Origin of the sequence: Bradyrhizobium quebecense (assembly GCF_013373795.3) — a bacterium.
Classification (GTDB): Bacteria; Pseudomonadota; Alphaproteobacteria; order Rhizobiales; family Xanthobacteraceae; genus Bradyrhizobium; species Bradyrhizobium quebecense.
Genome location: NZ_CP088022.1, coordinates 2286415 through 2307703, shown reverse-complemented (window position 1 = coordinate 2307703; position 21289 = coordinate 2286415). Strand labels below are relative to the sequence as shown.

28 protein-coding genes are annotated in these 21289 nt (G+C 65.0%); 14 read left to right on the top strand and 14 right to left on the bottom strand.

The genetic code is table 11. The features are described from left to right. Positions 1–72: 72 nt before the first annotated feature. Positions 73–423: a zinc ribbon domain-containing protein YjdM gene (locus HU230_RS10865; RefSeq protein WP_176531679.1), complete on the top strand. Its 351-nt coding sequence runs from the start codon at positions 73–75 to the stop codon at positions 421–423. A 20-nt stretch (positions 424–443) separates the two neighbouring features. On the opposite strand, the gene HU230_RS10860 is transcribed toward HU230_RS10865, so the two are convergent. The 5 genes from HU230_RS10860 to HU230_RS10840 form a co-directional block, all read right to left on the bottom strand. Then, positions 444–755, bottom strand: coding sequence for a putative quinol monooxygenase (locus HU230_RS10860; protein WP_176531680.1), 312 nt, complete (start codon positions 753–755; stop codon positions 444–446). A 141-nt stretch (positions 756–896) separates the two neighbouring features. Continuing rightward, positions 897–2180: a cystathionine gamma-synthase family protein gene (locus HU230_RS10855; RefSeq protein ID WP_176531681.1), complete on the bottom strand. Its 1284-nt coding sequence runs from the start codon at positions 2178–2180 to the stop codon at positions 897–899. Between the two features lie 243 nt (positions 2181–2423). Then, positions 2424–2684: a PepSY domain-containing protein gene (locus HU230_RS10850; RefSeq protein ID WP_176531682.1), complete on the bottom strand. Its 261-nt coding sequence runs from the start codon at positions 2682–2684 to the stop codon at positions 2424–2426. A 129-nt stretch (positions 2685–2813) separates the two neighbouring features. Beyond that, positions 2814–3563: an ROK family protein gene (locus HU230_RS10845; RefSeq protein ID WP_176531683.1), complete on the bottom strand. Its 750-nt coding sequence runs from the start codon at positions 3561–3563 to the stop codon at positions 2814–2816. Between the two features lie 462 nt (positions 3564–4025). Next, positions 4026–4964: a LysR family transcriptional regulator gene (locus HU230_RS10840; RefSeq protein WP_176531684.1), complete on the bottom strand. Its 939-nt coding sequence runs from the start codon at positions 4962–4964 to the stop codon at positions 4026–4028. A gap of 115 nt (positions 4965–5079) precedes the next feature. Between HU230_RS10840 and HU230_RS10835 the strand changes: the two genes are divergently transcribed. Next, the gene (locus HU230_RS10835) at positions 5080–5880 is read left to right on the top strand and encodes an alpha/beta fold hydrolase (RefSeq protein ID WP_176531685.1); all 801 of its coding nucleotides are present in this window, start codon (positions 5080–5082) and stop codon (positions 5878–5880) included. A gap of 168 nt (positions 5881–6048) precedes the next feature. On the opposite strand, the gene HU230_RS10830 is transcribed toward HU230_RS10835, so the two are convergent. Continuing rightward, positions 6049–6717, bottom strand: a complete 669-nt coding sequence (locus HU230_RS10830) for an FMN-binding negative transcriptional regulator (RefSeq protein WP_176531686.1) — start codon at positions 6715–6717, stop codon at positions 6049–6051. An 85-nt stretch (positions 6718–6802) separates the two neighbouring features. Continuing rightward, positions 6803–7045 carry a hypothetical protein gene (locus HU230_RS10825; RefSeq protein ID WP_176531687.1) on the bottom strand — a complete coding sequence of 81 codons (243 nt, stop codon included), beginning with the start codon at positions 7043–7045 and terminating at the stop codon, positions 6803–6805. A 630-nt stretch (positions 7046–7675) separates the two neighbouring features. On the opposite strand from HU230_RS10825, the gene HU230_RS10820 reads away from it, so the two are divergent. The 7 genes from HU230_RS10820 to HU230_RS10790 all read left to right on the top strand — a co-directional run bounded on the left by HU230_RS10820 (position 7676) and on the right by HU230_RS10790 (position 10833). Then, the gene (locus tag HU230_RS10820) at positions 7676–7849 is read left to right on the top strand and encodes a hypothetical protein (RefSeq protein ID WP_166204622.1); all 174 of its coding nucleotides are present in this window, start codon (positions 7676–7678) and stop codon (positions 7847–7849) included. A 10-nt stretch (positions 7850–7859) separates the two neighbouring features. Beyond that, a complete protein-coding gene (gene pdxY / locus HU230_RS10815; RefSeq protein ID WP_176531688.1) occupies positions 7860–8732 on the top strand; it encodes a pyridoxal kinase PdxY in 873 nt (290 codons plus the stop codon). A gap of 16 nt (positions 8733–8748) precedes the next feature. Then, complete coding sequence (locus HU230_RS10810) at positions 8749–9375, top strand: LysE family translocator (RefSeq protein ID WP_176531689.1); 627 nt, start codon at positions 8749–8751, stop codon at positions 9373–9375. Next, entirely contained in the window at positions 9375–9719 is a 345-nt protein-coding gene (locus tag HU230_RS10805; RefSeq protein WP_176531690.1) for a tRNA-binding protein, read from the top strand. Before HU230_RS10810 ends, HU230_RS10805 begins: the two co-directional genes overlap by 1 nt. Positions 9720–9950: 231 nt before the next feature. After that, entirely contained in the window at positions 9951–10091 is a 141-nt protein-coding gene (locus HU230_RS10800; RefSeq protein ID WP_224943199.1) for a hypothetical protein, read from the top strand. A 9-nt stretch (positions 10092–10100) separates the two neighbouring features. Beyond that, positions 10101–10274 (top strand): hypothetical protein, encoded by a 174-nt coding sequence (locus HU230_RS10795; protein WP_176531691.1) that lies wholly within the window; start codon positions 10101–10103, stop codon positions 10272–10274. Positions 10275–10596: 322 nt separating this feature from the next. Continuing rightward, the gene (locus HU230_RS10790; protein ID WP_092113629.1) at positions 10597–10833 is read left to right on the top strand and encodes a hypothetical protein; all 237 of its coding nucleotides are present in this window, start codon (positions 10597–10599) and stop codon (positions 10831–10833) included. A 115-nt stretch (positions 10834–10948) separates the two neighbouring features. Here HU230_RS10790 and HU230_RS10785 read toward each other — a convergent pair whose 3' ends face one another. Continuing rightward, positions 10949–11470: a DUF1993 domain-containing protein gene (locus HU230_RS10785; protein WP_176531692.1), complete on the bottom strand. Its 522-nt coding sequence runs from the start codon at positions 11468–11470 to the stop codon at positions 10949–10951. A 153-nt stretch (positions 11471–11623) separates the two neighbouring features. Beyond that, positions 11624–11809: a hypothetical protein gene (locus tag HU230_RS10780; protein WP_092125583.1), complete on the bottom strand. Its 186-nt coding sequence runs from the start codon at positions 11807–11809 to the stop codon at positions 11624–11626. Between the two features lie 191 nt (positions 11810–12000). Here HU230_RS10780 and HU230_RS10775 point away from each other — a divergent pair, with 191 nt between their 5' ends. Beyond that, the gene (locus tag HU230_RS10775; RefSeq protein ID WP_176535067.1) at positions 12001–12729 is read left to right on the top strand and encodes a class I SAM-dependent methyltransferase; all 729 of its coding nucleotides are present in this window, start codon (positions 12001–12003) and stop codon (positions 12727–12729) included. 64 nt (positions 12730–12793) lie between these two features. Here HU230_RS10775 and HU230_RS10770 read toward each other — a convergent pair whose 3' ends face one another. Both HU230_RS10770 and HU230_RS10765 read right to left on the bottom strand, forming a co-directional pair. Further along, complete coding sequence (locus HU230_RS10770) at positions 12794–12973, bottom strand: hypothetical protein (protein ID WP_176528444.1); 180 nt, start codon at positions 12971–12973, stop codon at positions 12794–12796. Positions 12974–13409: 436 nt separating this feature from the next. Further along, on the bottom strand, positions 13410–13991 hold the full coding sequence (locus HU230_RS10765) for a septal ring lytic transglycosylase RlpA family protein (protein WP_176531693.1): 582 nt from the start codon (positions 13989–13991) through the stop codon (positions 13410–13412). Between the two features lie 377 nt (positions 13992–14368). Here HU230_RS10765 and HU230_RS10760 point away from each other — a divergent pair, with 377 nt between their 5' ends. Then, positions 14369–15436 (top strand): hypothetical protein, encoded by a 1068-nt coding sequence (locus HU230_RS10760; RefSeq protein WP_176531694.1) that lies wholly within the window; start codon positions 14369–14371, stop codon positions 15434–15436. Positions 15437–15500: 64 nt separating this feature from the next. Here HU230_RS10760 and HU230_RS10755 read toward each other — a convergent pair whose 3' ends face one another. Next, entirely contained in the window at positions 15501–16130 is a 630-nt protein-coding gene (locus HU230_RS10755) for a L,D-transpeptidase (protein WP_224943196.1), read from the bottom strand. A 176-nt stretch (positions 16131–16306) separates the two neighbouring features. Between HU230_RS10755 and HU230_RS10750 the strand changes: the two genes are divergently transcribed. Continuing rightward, positions 16307–16687 carry a hypothetical protein gene (locus tag HU230_RS10750; RefSeq protein ID WP_176531695.1) on the top strand — a complete coding sequence of 127 codons (381 nt, stop codon included), beginning with the start codon at positions 16307–16309 and terminating at the stop codon, positions 16685–16687. A 12-nt stretch (positions 16688–16699) separates the two neighbouring features. On the opposite strand, the gene HU230_RS10745 is transcribed toward HU230_RS10750, so the two are convergent. Further along, positions 16700–17482 carry an SDR family NAD(P)-dependent oxidoreductase gene (locus HU230_RS10745; protein WP_176531696.1) on the bottom strand — a complete coding sequence of 261 codons (783 nt, stop codon included), beginning with the start codon at positions 17480–17482 and terminating at the stop codon, positions 16700–16702. 33 nt (positions 17483–17515) lie between these two features. Beyond that, positions 17516–18106, bottom strand: a complete 591-nt coding sequence (locus HU230_RS10740) for an NADPH-dependent FMN reductase (RefSeq protein WP_176531697.1) — start codon at positions 18104–18106, stop codon at positions 17516–17518. Between the two features lie 179 nt (positions 18107–18285). On the opposite strand from HU230_RS10740, the gene HU230_RS10735 reads away from it, so the two are divergent. Beyond that, complete coding sequence (locus tag HU230_RS10735) at positions 18286–18540, top strand: hypothetical protein (protein WP_176531698.1); 255 nt, start codon at positions 18286–18288, stop codon at positions 18538–18540. A 620-nt stretch (positions 18541–19160) separates the two neighbouring features. Next, positions 19161–21242: a methyl-accepting chemotaxis protein gene (locus HU230_RS10730; protein ID WP_176531699.1), complete on the top strand. Its 2082-nt coding sequence runs from the start codon at positions 19161–19163 to the stop codon at positions 21240–21242. Positions 21243–21289: the final 47 nt, after the last annotated feature.

Here is a 21289-nt window from a genome sequence, read left to right as displayed (position 1 = left end):
GTTGCCTTTTTTCGCTTGCTTTGCCGGGACATGACCCTACGGTGCCCTCGCCACAAGGGGATGAGACCGGCGATGGACGCCTCAACGAACTGCCCGAAATGCAATTCCGAGCATGCCTATCAGGATGGCGCTCTCTGGGTCTGTCCGGAATGCGCCCATGAATGGAGTGCCGATGCGGCGGCTGCTGCCGAGACTGCCCAGGAAGCCGGCGTACGTGATGCGCACGGCAACCAGCTGACCGATGGCGACAGTGTCGTCGTGATCAAGGACCTCAAGGTCAAGGGCTCGTCGTCGGTCATCAAGGGTGGCACCAAGGTCCGGAACATCCGCCTCACCGAGGGGAGCGATGGACACAACATCGCCTGCAAGATCGATGGCATCGGCGCGATGAACCTGAAGTCGGAGTTCGTGAAGAAGGCCTAGCGAGCGCAATACCGAGCGGATCAGCCGACCACCCGCCCTACGCTCGCAATCTCGTTCGCCGACACCAAGATCACATCGCCGTCGAGGATAGGCTTCGCCACATCGAAGAACTGCGCCACGGCCGGCGAATTGTTGTGCCGGTCCATGGCCGCCTGATCAAGGTATCGCTCGTAGGTCGCGAACACGCAGGGATCCGATGCATCCTGCGACACGTGGTAGCCGACAATGGATGGCTCGTTGGCCCGGACATGCTCGACAACATCGAGCAATGCCTGCCGCATTGTCGCTTCGTGCCCTCTCTTCGCCCGGATGACCGCCGTGATCGTCAACATGCGCCTCTCCAAAAATACGTAGGGCGGATTAACCGACTACGTCCGCCGTAACTCAACGAGCAAAGGCGGAAGGCAAAATCCGCCGTTTCTCGCGTCAGTGTCGGCGGGTTACGCTTACGCTAACTCGCCCGACGCATTTGCTCACACCCTGCTCAATGCCTGCGCGATGTCGGCGACCAGATCGGACGGATGCTCGATCCCGATCGAGAGCCGGATCGTCGTATCCAGCACCCCGATCTTCTTCCTGATGTCGGCCGGCACGCCGGAATGCGTCATCGTCGCAGGCAAGCTCGCGAGTGACTCGGTGCCGCCGAGACTCACCGCGAGCTTGAATATTTGCAAGCTGTTGAGGAATTTCTCCGCCGCGGCCTGCCCGCCGACGATGTCGAACGAGAAGGTCGAGCCGGCGCCAGAGCTTTGGCTTGCGAACACACGCCCCGCCGGCGACGCCGCGTCGTGATGGCCGAGATAATGCACCTCGGCCACCTTGGGATGGTCGCGCAAATAGTCGGCGACGATGCGCGCATTGCGGTCGGCCTTCTCCATGCGCAGGCTGAGCGTTTCCAGCGATCGGCTGATCATCCAGCAGGAATGCGGATCGAGCTGGGTGCCGATCGCGCCGCGCAGCGCCTTGACGTCCTTCATCAGCTTCTTCGAGCCGAGCGCCGCGCCCGCGATCAGGTCGGAATGGCCGCCGACATATTTGGTCAGCGAGTACAGCGAGAGGTCAGCGCCGTGCTCGATCGGGCGCTGAAACACCGGCCCGAGCAGCGTGTTGTCGCAGGCGATGATCGGGGTAAAACCCTGCGCCTTGCCGATCGCGTCGGCGACGCGCCTGACAAGCGCGATATCGACCTGGCCGTTGGTCGGATTGGCCGGCGTCTCGATGAAGATCATCGCGACGCGGCCCTTCTTCATGGCCTCGTCGGCAGCAGCGCGGACGATGGTCTCGTCGAGGCCGTCGGCAAAGCCGACGGCTTGAATCGAGAACCCCGCCAGCGTCCTGCTGAACAGCGTCTCCGTGCCGCCATAAAGCGGCTGCGAGTGCAGGATGACGTCGCCGGGCCGCGCGAAAGCCAGCACCGTGGTCGAGATCGCCGACATGCCGGAGGAGAACAGCGCGCAGCTCTCGGTGCGCTCATAGATCGCGAGCCGGTCCTCGACGATCTCGCTGTTCGGATGATTGAAACGCGAATAGACCAGTCCCGCCCCCATGCCTTCCGGAGGCTCGCGCCGGCCCGAGACGAAGTCGAAAAAGTCCTTGCCGTCCTCGGCGGTCCTGAACACGAAGGTCGAGGTCAAAAATACCGGCGGCTTGACGGCGCCCTCCGACAGCTGCGGATCGTAGCCGTAGTTCAGCATCTGGGTTTCCGGATGCAGCAGGTGGTTGCCGATGTGGGTTCTGGACGGAAACGGTTTGACCACGGCCAGTCTCCTTGTCTCGAGGGATCGCCGCATCGGCTGATCCATAAGAATCTGCCGCAAGCATACTCCACCTTTGTGCCATTCCGCCAAAACACTGCGTCGAACACTCTGGATAACGGACGGCCGGCGTGCGCCCTGCGCCGCCGGCCGTCCGAAAACCGTAACCCACGTCGTACGTTCGCGATGTCACCTACCTGATGACATCAGGACCGATCGCCGGCGCTCACGCTGCGGTGAATACGGCTACCAGCTGCGATCCACATTGCGCACCTCGCCGGTCCGCGCATCGACATCGACCTGCATCCAGCGGCCGAGCCGGTCACGGCCCTCGACTTCCCACTCGTCGCCGAGGAACTGGGTGTTGGACACCGTCACGATGCCGAGATTGGTCGCGACGTCGAGGGCTGCCTCCATCGAGATCTGGCTGCCGGAATCATAGGCCATCGCCGGCGTCGCCGCGCCGATCGCCAACGCCGCAATGGCGGGAATAATCAAGCTTCGCATCAGTCACTCCTCATGGAACGGGATGTCATGCCGCATAAAACGAGCGGCGCACCCAATCAGTTCCGGCAACAGGGGTGACGAGCAGCGCGAAACTTCGGCAGTTGCGGCAATTTGGTGGCGGTTCCAGTTTCACCGACGCGCACCGAGCGTCTTGCGCGTTGCCCTCTTCCACATCCGGAAGCCACCCTCGAATGCGTTGGCGTTGTCGCCGAACCTCACGTTCGGCGGCGGGTTGTCGACCTTGTCGGCATTGCCGCCGCCGAGCACGATGTAGTCGGGCTCCAGCGCCGCGGATAGCCGCGCAATGACGTCGTCGACGCTCTTGCGCCATTTCTTCCGGCCGCGCCGCTCGAGGCCGGCGGCGCCGACGTAATCCTCGAACGTCTCGTCCCTGTGGTAAGGCAAATGACCGAGCTCCATCGGCTCGTAAACGCCCTCCACGATCATCGCCGAGCCAAGCCCGGTGCCGAGGCCGAGAAACAGCATCCGCCCGCCCTGATAGCTGCCGATCGCCTGCATCAGCGCATCGTTGACCACCTTCACGGGCCGGCCGAACGCGCTGTGAAAATCAAAACCGGCCCAGCCGCGGCCGAGATTGTGCGGCTCCGCCAGCGGACGGTTGTGGACCACCGGGCCGGGATAGCCGATCGAGATCACGTGATAGGACCAGTCCCTGGTCAGCGCCTTGACCTGCCGCACCATCTCGGTGGCGGACAAAGTTGGACCTGACTCGAATTCGCGCTTGATGCGCTCCTTGTCGGTCATGACCTTCACATGCGTGCCACCAATGTCGATCGCCAGCACCGTCCGGCGCGACGCGGGCTTTTTCGCCTTCTTGCCTGTCTTCCTGCTTGTCCTCTTGCCTGTCTTCTTGGCCATCGGTGCGATCTCTCTTGTGGGCACCGAGTGGAGCAGAGAAACGCATCGCGCGCGACAGCTCCGTTCTGCATCTGACTCCAGTTTGTTCGCGAGGAACGAATCGGAATCGAGAAAATCGGCGCGGCCCAGGCCCTAACAAAACGTATGTACCCGACGTGTCCGAGCGGCTAATGTTGTCCCGAGATGGGATAATTGCTCCCGGCATGGAATATCTCCGCGCATTTCGATGCCCAATGCGGTCGATCGCTTCACCGATCAAGCGACGATTCACACCACGGCCGTGTTCCCCATCCGACTCCAGTTTGTTCGCGAGGAACGAATCGGAATCGAAAAATCAGCGCGAAGCGATTCTTAACAACGCGTTTGCGTAAACTTGCTGCGGATGCGCTCTTGACGCGGATCAGTGCAAGCGTAATCCGCCCTCGCTCGACATCGTCGTGCCGGCGCGCTACGGCTCGCGCGTCATCGGCGACGCTTCGCGCGCATCCGTTGGCTACCCCGCCCTGCGCGCCGCGTGAGCGGCCACGCTTCAAGGTGAAGCCAAAGCGCTTCCGCGACAGGTCCGTGCGCATGCTGCCGATGGCGGATTGCCGCGAGACTTTCCTCGCGACCCGGAAAATTCGGGCCCGCGATGCTGACCAGTCGGCCATCCCTGAGCTCATCCTCGATCAGCCACGCCGGCAGATGGCCCCAGGCGAGACGATGCAGGATCAGCTCCTTCTTCATCATCTGATCCGGCACGGTACAGCGATGGGCGCCGTCGATCAGGAAGAAGCTTTCCGACGACGATCGCCGCGCCGTGTCACGGATCACGCACTGCGTGAAGGGGCGCATCTGCTCCGGCGTGATCTTCTTCGTCCAAGCGAATGGCAAAAACCCGGGAGCGACAACCGGCACCATGGCCGTGGTTGAGAGCTCGATCCGTTCGAAGCGCGGATCGGACGGGTCCGCGCGATGAAACACGAGGTCGGCGTTATCATCGATCAAGCGCTCGAGAGGCCCCCCGACAGCCTCATATTCCAAATGCAGGCGCGTGTTGGGATATTTGGCAAAGAATCCCGAGAGCATTTGCAGGACGGACGGCCGCGGGCAGAGGTCACCGATGACGACACGCAGCACAACCTCTTCGCCGCCGACAAGCTGGTCCGCATAGGTCTGCAGCAGATCGAGTTCGCGCAGCGTCAACCGCGCGCGCTCATGAAACGTCCGCCCTGCCTCCGTCAGCCCGACGCGGTACCCGCTGCGGTCGAACAGTGTGAGGCCGAGCTGCTGCTCGAGGCGGGCGACCGCCGCGAACACCGACGGGTGCGAGCGGTTCAGGGCGGCGCCGGCGGCCTGGAAGCTCCCGTTGGTCGCGACGGCATCGAAGCAGCGCAAGTCGTGGAGCTTGATCCGATCCATTGTCCAAAATTCCTACAGAGATTTATCAATCTTAGTAATTTTCTCTGCCGGGCGCGAGCCCTAGCCTGGCGCGACGCGAAGCCGTCGGCTTCGACCAAGAGAAGGGATTGACGAAATGGGCGGCGATCAACACTTCACGACGGCGGACGGCTGCCGGATTGCGTACCGGATCGATGGCGCCGACGATCGGCCGGTGCTCGCGCTCTCGAACTCGATCGCCACCAACCTGCACATGTGGGACCGCTCAGTGCCGACCCTCAGCCGGTCCTTTCGCCTGCTCCGCTACGACACCCGCGGTCACGGGAGCTCGGACGCGCCGGTGGGCGCCTATTCGATAGACCGGCTCGGCCGCGACGTGGTCGAACTGCTCGACGCCCTCGAGATCGATCGCGCACATTTCCTCGGCCTGTCGCTTGGCGGTTTCATCGGGCAGTGGCTCGGTATCTTCGCGCCTGAACACATCGATCGCCTGATCCTCTCGAACACCGCGTCCTATCTTGCGTCAGAGCTGCCGTTCGACGACCAGATCCGCGCCGTGCTGGCCGCTCCGGATATGAACGCAATCGCAGACGGCTTCATGCGCAACTGGTTTCCCGCAACGATGCTGGCTGCGCCGAACGAGATTGTCGACGAATTCCGCGGCATGGTGCGCGCCACCCCGGCGCGCGGCCTCGCCGGCTGTTACGCCGCACTGCGCGATGTTGATCTTCGCCGCATCATCTCGCTGATCGCGGCGCCGACCCTGGTCATCGGCGGTGAGAGCGACACCGTCACGCGGGCCAGTCACAGCGAGGCGATCGCGGCGACGATCCCCGATGCGAAGCTCGTTCTGCTGCCCGGCGTTCACATCCTCTATGTCGAGCAGGCGGATCGATTCAACGATGAGGTCGCGAGCTTCCTGCAGGGCGCACCCTAACTGTTCTCCATCCGACTCCATTTTGTTCGCAAAGAACGAATCGGAATCGGACAAATCGGCGCGGCGCAAATCTTAACAACACGTTTGCGGCCTCCACACCAATCGACTTTGTACGGCGGATCAGCGCAAGCGTAATCCGCCATCGGTCCGCAACACCGGAGCGGCGGGTTACGCTTCGCTGACCCGCCCCACGCACCGTCCATCCTCATACGCAAGCTCCGGCCGCAGCGCGCGCATCTTCTCCGCAAGCCTGTGGCTTGAGGTCTCCTCCGCATGCGCGAGCCGGTTGACGAGCGCGACATAGTCCGCATCGCTCTTGTGCTGGTTGAGCTTCGACTGGCCCTCGATCTGGTCGACGACGATATCGATCACCCGGATCCCTGCCAGCATCTGTTCGCGCTTGCCGGGCTCCATCTGCGTGAGGTCCCACGGCTGCTTCGGCAACCGCGCCTCGGAGACCGCGAGCAGCGCGTCGCCGTGGCCGCGGTTCTCCCCGTGATCGCGCAGATGCGCAACGCCCGACAGGTGCACCGCCTCATAGAGCCAGGTGGAGACGTTATCGCGCGAGACGTACCAGTCGTTCGAGATGTAGGCGTCGTCACCGGAGACGATCAGCAGAAAACGCCTGATATCGTCGGCGAGCTCGACCAGCGGATTCTTCGCGGTGAGATGGATCTGCACGATCACGCGATCGTCGCGCCGCGCGATCACGAACGGCACATGGGATGCCCGCGGGCCGCGCGCATCGGCGGCGACGATGGCGCCAAAGCCGCGCGCCGCCGCAAAGGCCAGCGCGTGGTCGTCCTCGATGCGAAATTGGGGACGGAGGATGTGCATGGCGGCGGCGCTCGCGGCTGGAGGGAGACGACCCAGCGAAGCTAGCGCAACTTTTGCCGGAGATCACCGCCATGCACCGTCCGGCTCAGCAGATCATGGCATTGTCGCCGTGATCGCAGACGCCGCCGGGCTGATCCCGGGGCAGCGTTTCGAACTCGCCGTAGCGCGGCACGGCCATGCGCGGCGGTCCGCCGCCCCAGCGGCCGGCGGCCGCGGCATGTCCCTTCACGAACGCGGATGGGCCGGCCGGGACTTCGCGCGCCATGGCCGATGTCGTCAGCATGCCGAGGGCGAGCAAGCCGGCCGCGACGTGTTTGATCGTGGTCATCGAGCATCTCCTGCTGGATTCAACAGGATGGGACCATCTCGCCGGCCTGCTGAAGCATTTTCGCTGCTACCATGACGGGCGGCACGACCGGATTATTCCGCGACGACGCAGCGAATTTGCCTGTCCTGCGGCTCGGTCCGACACATTCGATTGATCGAAGCGTGACCGCCGGGACCGGAGGCCCGGGCGACCGCAACCGAGTTGGCCTGCGCGCAAGTCAAATCCGGTGCGAGAGCTGCGACAAAACAACCCGGACCGGCAAATCAGCAAGAACGTCAAGCCCGCACTAAGAAAATATTCCGCTTGGCGCTTGCACCCGGCTTTCCCTGCGCCCTCCGTTCGAGAGAGGGCGAAACGAAAGGCAAGACTCGAACAAATCGTGTCGCGAGAATGCCGATGAGTGCTGCGCTCTATCCCCGTAATCCTGAGGTGCGAGCCTCCTCGGCGAGCCTCGAAGGACGAATCGGCCAGAGTGGGGCCGCACATCCTTCGAGGCTCGCTCCGCTCGCACCTCAGGATGACGGTCGCATAGAGCATCGCGAAGCTCGAAGGCTGACATCCGCCGTTGAACTCGCGCCAACTCGCGGGTTACGCTGTCGCCAATCACGCCCTCTCGCTGGAAGGATCACCATGAACGGCAATCGATATTATGGCGTCCGCGTCGAGGGCGCGAAATACGGCGTGGGGTTCGGCTCGGCGCTGGCGATTGCGATCTCCTACACCAACAACCATTCGATCCTGTGGGCGATCATCCACGGTATCCTGGGCTGGCTCTACGTGATCTACGCCGCGCTGTTCGGGTAATGCGGACGACATGACCGTCATCTCGATCCAGTCACAGGTCGCCTGGGGCCATGTCGGCAACAGCGCTGCCACCTTTCCGATCCAGCTGCACGGTATCGACGTCGTCGCGGTGCCGACCACGCTGCTCAGCAACCGGCCGGGCTATCCGACCATCCGCGGACGGGTGCTCGATGTGCAGCTGGTCGCCGACCTGTTGCGCGGCATCGAGGAGCGCGGCGCGATCGAAAGCGCAAGCATGATCCTCTCAGGCTATCTCGGCTCGGCCGACATCGCGTTGGACGTCGCCGACTTCGTCGCCCGCGCAAAAGCGGAAAACCCGGCCCTGCTCTATTGCTGCGATCCCGTGCTCGGCGACCGTGATCGCGGCATGTTCGTGCGATCGGACATCCCGCCGCTGGTGCGCGATCAGCTCTGTCCGCTGGCCGACATCATCACGCCCAACCATTTCGAGTTCGAATTCCTCTGCGGCGCGCGCGTGACGACGACCGATGACGTCATCGCGCAGGCGAGCGCGCTGATGGCGCGGGGGCCTGCGACCATCGTCATCACCAGCGCCGAGCTTGCCGGCACGCCCGACGGCGAGATCGAGACGCTGGCGATCGAGCGCGTTCATTCCGACAAGACTTGCGCCTGGCGCGTGCGCACCCCGCGCGTGCCGATCAGCCCGTCCGGCACCGGGGACCTGTTTGCCGCGCTGTTCGTCGCCGCCCGCGTGCGTGGCCTGGCGACGCCGGAGGCGCTCAGCCATGCCGCGTCAGGCATCCACGGCGTGCTGGTGCGCACGGCGGAGCGAACAACCGAGGAAATGCGCATTGTCGAAAGCGCCGACGTGATGCTTGATCCGAAGCCACGCTTCGCGGCGGTCGCCATCCCTGCATCCTGACATCCGGACACGCTTCATGATCGACATCACCACCCTCCTCACCTACGCCGCCGTCGTGCTCGGCCTGTTTCTGATCCCGGGGCCGGCCGTGCTGCTCGTGCTCGCGCGTTCGATCACCGGCGGGCCGCGCGTCGGCGTCGCGACCGGGTTCGGCATCGCGCTCGGCGACCTCGTCCACACCGCCATGGCGACGTTCGGCCTGTCGGCCGTGCTGATGACCTCGGCGCTCGCGTTCACGATCGTCAAATATGCCGGCGTGATCTACCTGATCGTGCTCGGCGTCCGCGCCCTGTTCGAGAAGAATGACGACCTGCATTTGCCGGCATCGCAACCGGTCGATCCGCGGCGCGCGTTCCGGCAGGCGATCTGGGCGGAAATGCTCAACCCGAAGACCGCGCTGTTCTTCCTCGCCTTCCTGCCGCAATTCGTGCATCCGGGCCACGGCTCCGCCGTGGCGCAGTTCGCGACCCTCGGCCTGATCTTCGTCGCGATGAGCGCGGCCTACACCTCGCTGCTCGCGCTCGCCGCCGGCCAGATCAGCCCGTGGATCCGGCGGCATCGCCGCATCGGCCAGTGGCAGGGCCGCGTGGTCGGCACGATCTACATCGCGCTCGGCATCCGCCTCGCCTTTCAGGAGCGCTGATGTCGCCGCTCAAGCCGCAAGCCACCTACGACGACTTCGCCCGCCTCGATATCAGGATCGGCAAGGTGGTCGAGGTGCAGCCGTTTCCGCGCGCCCGCAACCCGTCCCTGAAGGTCGGCGTCGATGTCGGCGCCGGGCGGATCATGTGGTCGGGCGCGCAGATCACGAATTATGAGCCGGCGGCGCTGATCGGCTCGCTGGTCGTCTGCGTCTGCAATCTCGGGCCGAAGAACATTGCCGGTTTCACCTCGGAACTGCTGATCCTGGGCGCCAAGGATGCCGGCGGCCAGGTCATCGTCCTCGGCCCGCGCAGCGAGGTTGCGATCGGCGAGCCGATTTTCTGACGCCGCCCCCGATCACGGCCGCGTGATTCAAATCGTCTGGATTCCCCGTAGTTTACCGATGGGGGATCACCCGGATTCTAAGTGCCCGCGCGCGCTGCTATTCCAGCGCACGAGAATCGCTTCGGCATGGGAATCGGAAGATGTCCGCAGTTTTCTTTCACTGCTCCGACGACAAGCACGTCATCCTGGATCGCATCGGCGCCGCGATGGATTTTTCGGAGGTGCGGGTGCATGCGGAGCATGCTGGCGCGCAGCTTTGTCATGACACCGAGTGTGGAGGACTGGCGCAACTGGGCGGTCCACGTCACCGACGATATCGGTACCGAGATCTTCGAGCTGCCGTTCACCGCCGTCCTCGGCGAATTGCACTGAGGGCGTGCCATGAATTCGATGGAACTCGCCCTGCGGCCCTTGCGGCGCCACCTCACCCGCCTCGCTCAGCGCTGCGTCGCGCTGATCGAGGGCGTCATCGACCCCTATCGCCCCGAGCTGTATTACATGCGCGGGCCGGGTCCGAAATGCCGCGCCAGGCGGCAGGCCACGCTGCGCGACTAGTCCGAGGGCTTGAGCGACGAGAAAAGGCCGATGGGCGTTACGCCACCGGCCTTCTCCTGCGGCTGCCGGTTCCCGGAGTCCGGTTCCGCCGCAATTCCACCTGGTCCCAAGCTTGCGACGACAGTTTTAATCAAATCTTAACGGCACGGCGGTGAGCTGGATGACAGGACTCCTTCGCCGTGCTGCGCGTGTAGTCGTTCATCGTGCGTGGAGCGTTGCACATCGTTTTTGCGCCGATCGCCCGACGATTGTGCGCGATGCATCTTAGGGAACGCACGACTCAGTGTTACCCTGTGATGCAAACCGAAACGGAGAACTTCGGATGCCGTACTACACCTTCGATCTCGTGGTGGGGGACGAGTTCCGGAATCAAGGAACGATCATCCTCGAAGACATCAGCCTTGCCTCCGATCGCGCCGATCAGCTCGCCAACGAGCTGTCGCAGGTCAAGCCGGAGTTGAAGGCTCGCGGCTGCGCCGTGCGCGTCACCGACATCGACCGGCGCGAACTCTACCGGACGCCGCTCGATCCCGTGCCGCACTGGCGCAGGGCTGGCTAGCGTCGGCAGGCTTTGGACTCTGTTGACCGCGCCCGTCCGCGCGCGGTCTTGATCTTGCTGCGTGCGGGGCGGCCGGTGTTGCCGCCTCAGCAAGACCAGTTGGCGCGCGGCCCGATCACTTCTTCATGTTCAACCGGCCGATGAAGTCACGTTTGCCGAGCGGCGCGCCCTTGTGGCGGAGGATGTCGTAGGCGGTGGTCGAGTGGAAGAAGAAGTTCGGCAGCGAGAACGACATCAGGAATCCCTCGGCCGTGAACGGCATCGAGCGCTCGCCGAGCTTGAACATCACCTCGCGCCCGAGCAACGCGTTGACCGCGTCAGGTGTCAGGGCCGACAATTCGCTGAGCGCGTCCTTCACCAGCGCCTGCAGTGCGGCGTAATCCAGATCGGGCTTGCCGGACGGCGGGACGAACACGCCGTTCTTCGCAGCCTCCATCGCGCCGCGGGAATGATGCGCGAGCGAGACCACCTGAAAGCGGAACGGCAACATGTCCGGAAACAGCCGGGTCTCGACGATCTCGGCCGGATCGATGCCGTTGTCCTTGAAATGCGCGAGGCTCTTGTCGAGAAAGCCCGAGGCGGCGCCGAGGATCTGCAGATAGTTGGCAACGGTCGCGTCGTACAGTGAAAAGGTCATGGCGAATTCCCCCATATAGAAAATTTGTCTGATGCTTGCCGGAACAGAGTTCCCGGAATTTCCGGAGAAGGCAAGCAACCTTGGGGATTCGCAAGTCGAATGCTCCAGCGCGCAGCGCCGGATCATTCGATCAGGCATAGTGACTTCCGGCGGTCAGCTCTGATGCGGTCCGCGCATCATCTTCATGGCGTCCTCGATATGGCGCCATTCGCGGGCCTCTTCGGTCTCGCCCTTGCTCTCGCAGGCGATGGCGTTCTGCGCCGCCTCGGCAATCGCCTGCAGGCCGTGCTTCTCCAGCATCTGCCGCGCGATGGTGTGGATCTGCATCTCGGCTATCATGGCGCTCTCCTCTGCTGTCCGACGCCGCATGGACAGGGCGTGACCGCGCGTCCCGCGGACTGACTTCAAAACGGCCGAACGCCGCGTCTGGTTCCAGCATCCCGGCCGGCGCAACGGAATCAACCGTTTCCACGCGCCGCGGCGGCGGATACAGAGAGGCGGACCCTGCTCCTTCCCGAGTTGCCGTGACCATGGCGCAGAACATCTATGACGATCCCGGCTTCTTCGCCGGCTACAGCCAGTTGCCGCGGCAGGTCCGCGGACTACTTGGCGCGCCCGAATGGCCCGCGATCCGCGCCATGCTGCCCGACATCGCAGGCAAGCGCGCGGTCGATCTCGGCTGCGGCTTCGGCTGGGTGTCGCGCTGGATGCGCGAGCAAGGCGCCTCCGGCGTGCTCGGCGTCGACCTCTCGCAGAACATGATCGCGCGCGCCACGGCGATGACGCAGGATCCGGCCGTCACCTACGAGATCGCCGACCTCGAAACGCTGGAACTGCCGAAGGCCACGTTCGACCTCGCCTACAGCGCCCTCACCTTCCACTACATCAGGGACTTCGATCGCCTGGCGCGAATGCTGTATCGCACGCTCGTCCCGGAGGGGCACCTGGTCTTCACCATCGAGCATCCGATCTACATGGCCGCCACCCATCCCGGCTGGGGACAGGACCAGGACGGCCGCAAGACCTGGCCGGTCAACCGCTACTTCATCGAAGGCGAACGCCGGACCGACTGGTATGTGAAAGGCGTGCTGAAATATCACCGCACCATCGGCACCACGCTCAATGCGTTGATCGGCGCCGGCTTCACGCTTCGCCACGTCGAGGAATTCTCCCCGACGCGGGAGCAGATCAAGGCTGTACCCGAACTGGCCGACGAGCTGGAACGGCCGATGATGATGCTGGTGTCAGCGCAGCGCTAGCGCATGATCCGGAAAAGTGCGAAGCGGTTTTCCGAAAAGATCATGCGCAAACGGCAATAGAGCATCACGCCGCAAGCAGCTTGTCGAACTCCTCGGGCGGGTATGATTTTCCGTCCGTGTCGGTGATCACCACCTGCCATCCCTCGCTCGCCCAGACATTGGCGTTGGCGACGATGATGAAGGTGCTCTCCCGCTCGATCCTGACCGTTTCGTTCTCGCGTTCTGCGATCATCTTGTAGGCCAATGCTTGTCCCTCGCCGACTAGTACATTCGGCGGTGTGTTGGCAGCGGCGTTGGGCCGCAATTCGCCGGGAGCATGACCATTTGGTGGAAGCACTGGCGCCGGATACGGTAGAGAGCAACGTGCGGTCGCGGCTAGCTCAACCTACCCATCAAGGTCGGCATATCCGGAATGTGGTCTTGCCGCAGACGGCTCAGGCCCACCCTGTGAACGCACTCGGCGCGCATGCCTCGAAGAAAAACCCCGCCTCGGTGGGACGCCAAGGCGGGGAAGGTTCATTGGGTTGAAATCCACGCGCCTGGAAAAGGAGAGCGCGGGAAGTAGCGGCATCAATTCTATTTGTTGCCAGCGTCCGGACAACAGGATTAAAGCGCGCGCAACACCGGGACTTTTTCCCGATCCGTCCGGCAAAAATCCCGAACCTGGCTTGCGACGCAGCTCACTGCACCACGTCGAGCCTGACATTCGCGACGCCCTTGCCGATCATGCCGAGCGACTGCGCGGCAGAATACGAGACGTCGACGATGCGCCCGGGAACGTAAGGCCCGCGGTCATTGACACGCACCGTGACCGAACGGCCGGTCTTGACGTCGGTGACGCGCAGCTTGGTGCCGAACGGCAATGTCGGATGCGCGGCGGTCAGTTCGCGCGCGTTGAACTTCTCGCCGCTCGCGGTCTCCTGCTCGTCGCTGTAGAAGCTCGCGACGCCCTGCGACGCGATCCTGGTCTCGCCGCCCTTGCGTGCGGCGTACGGCGTGTGCTTGCGCGCGGTTGCGACATGTGTGCGCGTCGCCGATGACGCAGCCCGCGTCGGCTCGGCCGACACCGACAGGCTCGCGAGCGCCTGCGAGCGCTGGCTGACGACGGAGGACTGCGCACAGGCCGCAAGCGACGCGGCGCCGATCACGATGGCGCAGAGCCGCAGCGGCTTTCGCGCACGAGCCAATGCAATTGCGGGCGCGGCACCGCGCGCGCTGCGTTTGACGTCGACGTACGAAATGACTGCATCGTCGCGTGACATGTTGCATCCCCAACTCGCGCCCCAGCCCAAGCCGAAAATCCAACAGCCGCATGGCCGAATCCAATCGGGGCGGAACGGTGGCGGAGCGCGGTCGGACGGGCCGCAGGCGACCCGATTTCCCCTCGGCTGTGGTGGATGCGCCACACAACCAGGGAGATTCACCCGGACATGCGACCCCGGAGCTTCGCCAGGCGCGCAGGTCGGCGACCGCCCCTCGGCTCCCAGTTTGGTTCCCGAAACTCCCCAACCTCTCCACCCTCTCGCCTTGCTTTGGTCAAACCGGACTGGAGTCGTGGGGCCAGGGCCAGGGGTCGATACAGAGCTCAAATTGCCGGCCGCCCATTTGCGGTTGACCTTGGACTGAAACGGGGACCGCCATGCAATCGACACTGAAAGACGCAGATCCGCACGATATTTTCGCGATCGAACCTAGCTTCACCGCAACCCGCCCGGACAATGCCGCCACCGCGCCGGCACCCGCCGCCAGGGGAGCGGCGGGGCAGCGCGAGCCTTGGTTCGGCCCGAGCCTCGCGCCCTCTTCCACGCCATCGGTCGCGCCCGTCGCCACGGTCGCCTCGGTGCCACCAGTGACGCCGATACCGGTGACGAGGCCGCCGGCCGCGCCGGAGTACAGCGCCGCAAGCCATGACGGCAGGCTGGACGACATCAGACTGGAACGCGCGCCGCGTCCCACCAACAAATGGGCGATCCGCGCCTTCTGGTTCGTGTTCGCGATCGCCGGCGCCATGGGCACCGCGGCGTGGCAACACTACGGCCATCGCGTCAAGCAAGTCGTGGCGGAGTACGTGCCCCAGGTCGAGGCCCTGACGTCGCTGCTGCCAGGCAAGGCCACTCCCGCTGCCGACCAGGCGAGCCCGCCGCCCGCGCAGGCGGCTGCCGCCGATCAGCCGGCTGAGGCCGCTCCGGCGGCTGCGCCACAGAACGTCGCTGCAGCGCAGCCAGCGGCGGCCGCAGCACCCGCTGCAGCGGCGGCGCCGGTTGCCCCGGCGGCACCAGCCGCAGCCGCACCTGACCAAACGCAATTGTTGCAGTCGATGGCACGCGATCTCGCGTCGATGGGACAGCAGATCGAGCAACTCAAGACCAGCATCGATCAGCTGAAGACGAGCCAGGATCAGTTGACGCAGCGGGTCGCAAGGACGACCGAGACCAGGGCCGTCGAACCGCGGCCCGTCGCGCCGCGCCCGCGTGCCGCGATCACGCCGCCCGCGACGGCGCCGCGCACGGCTGCTGCTCCGCCGCCGATCCGCCGGCCGGCACAGGCCTACATTCCGCCGCCGCCGGCATCAGCGGCACCGCTGCCGGCGCCCGTTGCAGCCGCACCGCAGGCTGTTGCGCCGCGGCCGGTGCAACCGCAGCAGTCCTCTGTTGTCGATGCTGATGATAACGGCCCCGTGGTTCGGCCGCCGATGCCGTTGCGCTAACGGGTGAAAGAAAAGGCGCCGATCGCGATGACGCAATCGGCGCCTTTGCACATGAATATGCGAATTACGCGCTCTGTCCTGGCGGCAGCACGACCACGGTCGCGCCCGGCTTGACGTGCTGGTAGAGATCGATGACGTCGGCGTTGTTCATACGGATACAGCCCGACGAGATCGCCTGCCCGATATATTCGGGCTGGTTGGTGCCGTGGATGCGGTAGAGCGTGTCCTTGTTGCCCTGGTAAAGATAGATGCCCCGGGCACCGAGCGGATTGGCCGGTCCGCCGGCGACACGCGCCGGATACGGTCCGAGCCGCTCCTGGATATCCTTGGTCGGAACCCAATCCGGCCATTCGGCGAGCCGGCCCACGGTGGCGACGCCGGAGAACGCCATCGCCTCTTCGCCGACGGCGACGCCGTAGCGGATCGCCTTGCCGCCGGGCAGCACGTAATAGAGGTAGCGCGCGTCGGTATCGACCAGGATCGAACCCGGCTGCTCCTTCCGCGTGTAATCGACAATGTGGCGCTGGAACTGATCCGGAATCTTGGCCTCCGCATAGGGCGGATGCGCCAGCAATTGCCGGTCGCGCGGCGTCATCGCGGCATCCGTCACCGGCGACAGCGTCGTCTGCATGCAGCCGCCAAGTGCGAGCGAACCCAACAGCACCGCAGCAAGCCCCAACTTCGACACGATCATTCTCCCCTGCGTCAAGTTGTGGCACTTGCTGCCGAAATCGTGCTGAAATCGTGGCAGCCCCGACTGGAACACGGCCGTTTGATCGGTTCCTTCCGCAAGTGTGTCCTTACGGTTGCAGTCGGTTCCCGCGGACGCTAGCCTTGCGCCAAAATGTCTAAAACATCGGGAGGAATTCGATGCGTTACGCTCTGCTGATCGGCGGCCTGATTTTCGCGGCAACACCGGCCCACGCCGATCCGCGCGCGGCCTATGTCACCATGGTGCTGCAGGCCTTTGCCGCCAAGGTCGAGTGCCCCGGCACCGATCTCGTCTATCAGGACCTCGTGCAGCGCGCGCAGGACATGCACCTGCCCGACGGCACCACCGAGCAGGTGCGCAAGGCGATCGCCTTCATGCATACCGGCGGCAAGATGGGCGAGAAGCAGGCCGACGACTTGATGACCGAAGTCGCGATCGCAACCCAGAGCACCGACCTCGACCAGCGCCGCGCCGGCAGCATGACGACCTGGTGCCAAGACCAGAAGACGCGGCTCGCGGGCTACATCAGGACCAAGTAGTAAACTTCGATCTCAATCGAGCTCCGGCGGCGCGAACCAGTTGGTCAGCGACAGGCCGCCGTCGACCACGATCGATGCGCCGGTGACGTAGCCGGAGAGCTTGTGCGAGAGCACGGCGAGCGCCATCGGCGCGAGATCGTCCGCCCGACCAAGCCGCCCGAGCGGAATGTGCTTGGCCAGCGCGGGATCCGCGACGAAGCCGCCGGCCGCGATCGCGCCGGGCACCAGCGCATTGACGCGGATGCCATAGCGGCCCCAGTTCTTGGCCAACTCCTTCACCAGCATCGCCATGCCGGCCTTCGCCGTCGAGTAATGCGGCAGGTTACGCGGCGTGCCCGCGTGCAGCGAGGTGAGCAGCAGGAACGAGCCAGGCTTCTTCGCCGCGATCAGCTTGCGCGCCAGTTCGCGCGACAGATGAAAGCCGGCACCGAGATTGACCGCGTGCATCTGCCGCCAGGTCTCTTCGTCGACCGCCATCGCATGATCCGCCTCGCGGCGCGGCGGCGAGGCGCTGTGGACGAAATGCGTCACCTGCCCGACCGTGGCTTGCGCATGCGCCAGCAGCGCGTCGCACGCCGCACGTTGCGCGAGATCGCCGACCCAGGGCACGGCAAGTTCGGGATGCGGGGCGGCCTTGATCGCCGCCAAGACCTTTTCCTCATGCAGGTCGGCGAACACCGTGCGCACACCTTCGCCGACCAGGGCCTGCGCGACCGCGCGGCCGATGCCGTTGCCGGCGCCGGTCACCAGGGCTGCCTCGCGCGCGGGATCGAAGGGCGATGTGAAGAGGCTCATGATGCCGATCTCCGAGGACGTGCAGGCCTGCACTCAGTATGGCGGCGCCTTGCGCGCCCGCTGTGCCTTGGCGGCTTCGATCCACCAAATGAAGTCGTCGGCAAAGCGCGGAAAGGCACGTTCGAGCGACTTGCCGCCCTCGCCGATCGGCTTGCCTTCGGCGGACAGGGTCTGCGCGATCGGCCCCGCACTGATCGTGCTCGACACCACCACCATGCCCATCTCCGACAGCGTGCCGTGCCAGGCGGTCGCGGCGCGCGCACCGGCAAAACGCCCGGCCGAGTAGCTCGCGATCGCCGCCGGACGCCAGAACCATTCCTCGAGGAAATGATCGGTCAGGTTCTTCAGCCCGGGCTGGATGCCCCAATTGTATTCGCCGGTGACGAACAGGAAGCCGTCGGCGGCGCGGATCTTTCCGGCGAGCGTTTCGAGCACGGCCGGCGCCTGCCCCTTGGGATGTTCCTTGTACATCCGGTCGAGCATCGGCAGGCCGACTTCCTTGGCATCGATCAACTCGACATCGTCGCCGCGGGCGCGAAGGCCGTCGACGACGAAATGCGCCAGGCGGATGCCCATGCGATCCGAACGATAGGAGCCGTAGAGAACGAGAATGCGGTGGGTCATGATGGCGCGATCCTACCACGGCGCTGCGACAGCCGTCCTGCCGCCGGCGCGCAGATATTAACGGGCATTCCGGCGCGTTTTCCCGGCATTAAGCAATTCGTCGCAGGTCGCTCGCCGCGGCCAAAAATCGCCAGATTTGTTTTCTGGATATGCATTTGCTTCGAGAAGGAGAACCCGACATGCGGATCGCAAAGCTGGTCTTCGCAGGCTCGCTCGCGGCCATCGCTGCCATTGCCACGCCAGCGCTGGCGAAGAGCGCCGAGTGGCAGAAGGCCGACGAGAAAGCCGCCACCACAACCAATTCGACCGGCTGCCAGGCCTACCAACAGGCCGCCGACGGCACCTGGAACCAGCTTCCCTGCGGCGAGGCCGGCACCGGCGGCGCGACCCAGCACCGCGCCGCGACCAAGGGCGCCGACGAAGACTCACGCTAGAGTCTCTGTGGGAACCGCTGCGCGTACGCCAATCGGCGGACACGGTATCGTACAGCTGTCGCCGCATTCCCGGTCTTAACCTTTCTCCTTACGGAGGGAGCCGGATGTTCAAACGAGTGGCAATCGCGATACTTGGGATTTCGCTCGCGCTTCCATTGAGACCATCGGAAGCTGCGGAGCAGCATCGCGGCGGCGACGCCGCGCTCGGCGTGTTGTCGGGCGGGATCATATTCGGCCCCATTGGCGCCGTCGCCGGCGCCGTCGTCGGCTACACGGCCGGACCTTCCATCTCTCACTCGCTCGGCGTCCGTAGCCATCAGACACATGCGCGGCGGACCAAATCCGTCAGACAGGCGCAGGCATCCACGAAGTATCGTCAACCCGCTCCGGACCGTCAGGCGGCACTCCCTGCGGCGGCGCCGGCACCGGCACCGCCGCCGCCTCCCCTCGAGACCGCAACGACAATGCCGCCGGTCCAGCCGCTGGAATAGGCGACGGCCCAGCCGGAGTACCTCCGGTTGTTGCCGCTCGAGTGAAACGCTCGATCATAAACCCAAGCTTAATGCGCACCCGGTACGGTTGAGGCCTTCCCTCTTTCGTCAAGAAATGGCGCGCATCCCATGAAAATCGGTACTCTCCTGACGGCCGCGATCGTCTCTTTGTCCGCGGTCGGCGGCGGCCTGGCGGCCTATGTCGCGGCGACCAAGTACCAGACCATGGACAAGGTCTCGACCGCGCAGAGCCGGCTCGAGATCGTCCGCGCCGTCGGTGATATCCCGCGCTACATGAACCCCGAGCGTGGCTACGCCACCAACCTGTTGCTCGCTGGCGGTACGATCGATCCGAAGCAGATCGCCGAACTCGACCGTCAGCGCCAGCTGACCGACGGCGCGCTGGCCAAGGTCAACCAGGTGCGCGCCACCCTGCCGGGATCGCTCGACGATGGCGAGGCCGTCGCGCGCGAGATCGACGCGCTGAAGGTGAAGTTCGCCGGGCTGCGCGACGCCATCGCGACTGCAATCGCCGGTCCGGCCGATGCGCGCCGCGCCGCCGCCGGCAAGATCGTCGCCGACAATTCCGTGTTCAACGCCGGTGTCACCACGCTGCTCGACGAGCAGGTGCGCCGGCTCGCCGGCCTCGACGGCAATGCCTATCGCCAGGCCAGCTACGCCAACGTTGCCTGGATGCTGCGCGACACCGGCGGCCTCAATGCCAGCCTGCACAAGGCGCTGGTCGGCGCCAAGCGCGTCGCGACCGATCAGGAGAAGCTGGAACTTTACCGCTCGACCGGCCGCACCGAGCAGATCCTCTCGACCTTGCAGGAGTTGCGCAACAATCCGGCGACACCTGCCAACGTCATGACGGCGCTCGGCAAGATGCAGGCCGACTATGTCGAGCGCTTCGGCAAGGCGCTGAAGCTTGCCAAGGAAGGCGCCGTGACCGGCAAGTATGAGGTGGATCTCGACACCTACTATCCGGAATCGCAGATCGGCCTCGCCGCCATCATCACCGTACGCGAGGCATTCTACGAGAACGCCGAGCAGGTGCTTGCGAGCGCCTATTCGTCGGCGCGCTTCAGCTTCGTGATCGCAGTGACCGGGCTGCTCGCGGTCATTGCCGTCAGCGCCGGCCTCATCGTCGTGGTCCGCCGCCGCATCCTCAACCCGATCGCAGCCCTCACCGACCGAATGTCCTGCCTCGCCGCGGGCGACGTCGCCGAGGCGATCCCGGGCGCCGCGCGCAACGACGAGATCGGCGCGATGGCCGCCGCCGTCCAGGTGTTCAAGGACAACAGGATCGAAGCCGATCGCCTCGCGAGCGAGAAGGAAGCCGAGAACGACGTCAAGATGCGCCGCGCCCGCGTGCTCGACGATCTGACCCGCGCCTTCGAAGCCAAGGTCACCGAACTGGTCGGCGGATTGTCCGCGGCGTCCTCGGTGATGGAGGACACCGCGCAATCGATGTCCGCCACCGCGGCCGCCACCAACCGCCAGGCCGCGGTCGTTGCCGCGGCGTCGGATCAGACCTCGACCAATGTGCAGACGGTGGCGAGCGCGACCGAGGAACTGACCTCCTCGATCTCGGAGATCGCCCGCCAGGTCGCGACGTCGACCGAGATCGCCGCCCGTGCGGTCGACCATGCCCGTCGCACCGGCGACACCGCCCGCTCGCTGGCCGAGGGCGCCCAGAAGATCGGCGACGTCGTGACGCTGATCCAGAGCATCGCGGCGCAGACCAACCTGCTCGCGCTCAACGCCACCATCGAGGCGGCCCGCGCCGGCGAGGCCGGCCGCGGCTTTGCCGTCGTCGCTTCGGAAGTGAAGTCCCTGGCCGGCCAGACCGCGAAGGCGACCACGGAGATTTCCGAGCAGATCACCGCGATCCAGACCGCAAGCGACGACACCGTGACCGCGATCCGGAGCGTCGTCGACGTCATCACCGAGATCGACCAGATCGGCACTGCGATTGCCGCCGCGATCGAGGAACAGGGCTCAGCGACCAAGGAGATCTCGCGCAGCGTCCAGGAAGCCGCGCGCGGCACCCAGGAGGTCAACTCCAACATCTCCGGCGTGCAGCGCGCCGCCGACGACACCGGCGCGGCGGCAACCCAGGTGCTGGGCGCCGCCGAGCAACTCTCGACGCAGTCCAAGGACCTCGCCGGCCAGGTCAACCGCTTCCTCTCCGACGTGCGGGCGGCGTAGTCGACGGGCACGCTGCGATCACCGAGCGACAGGGCTCTGTCCGCGTC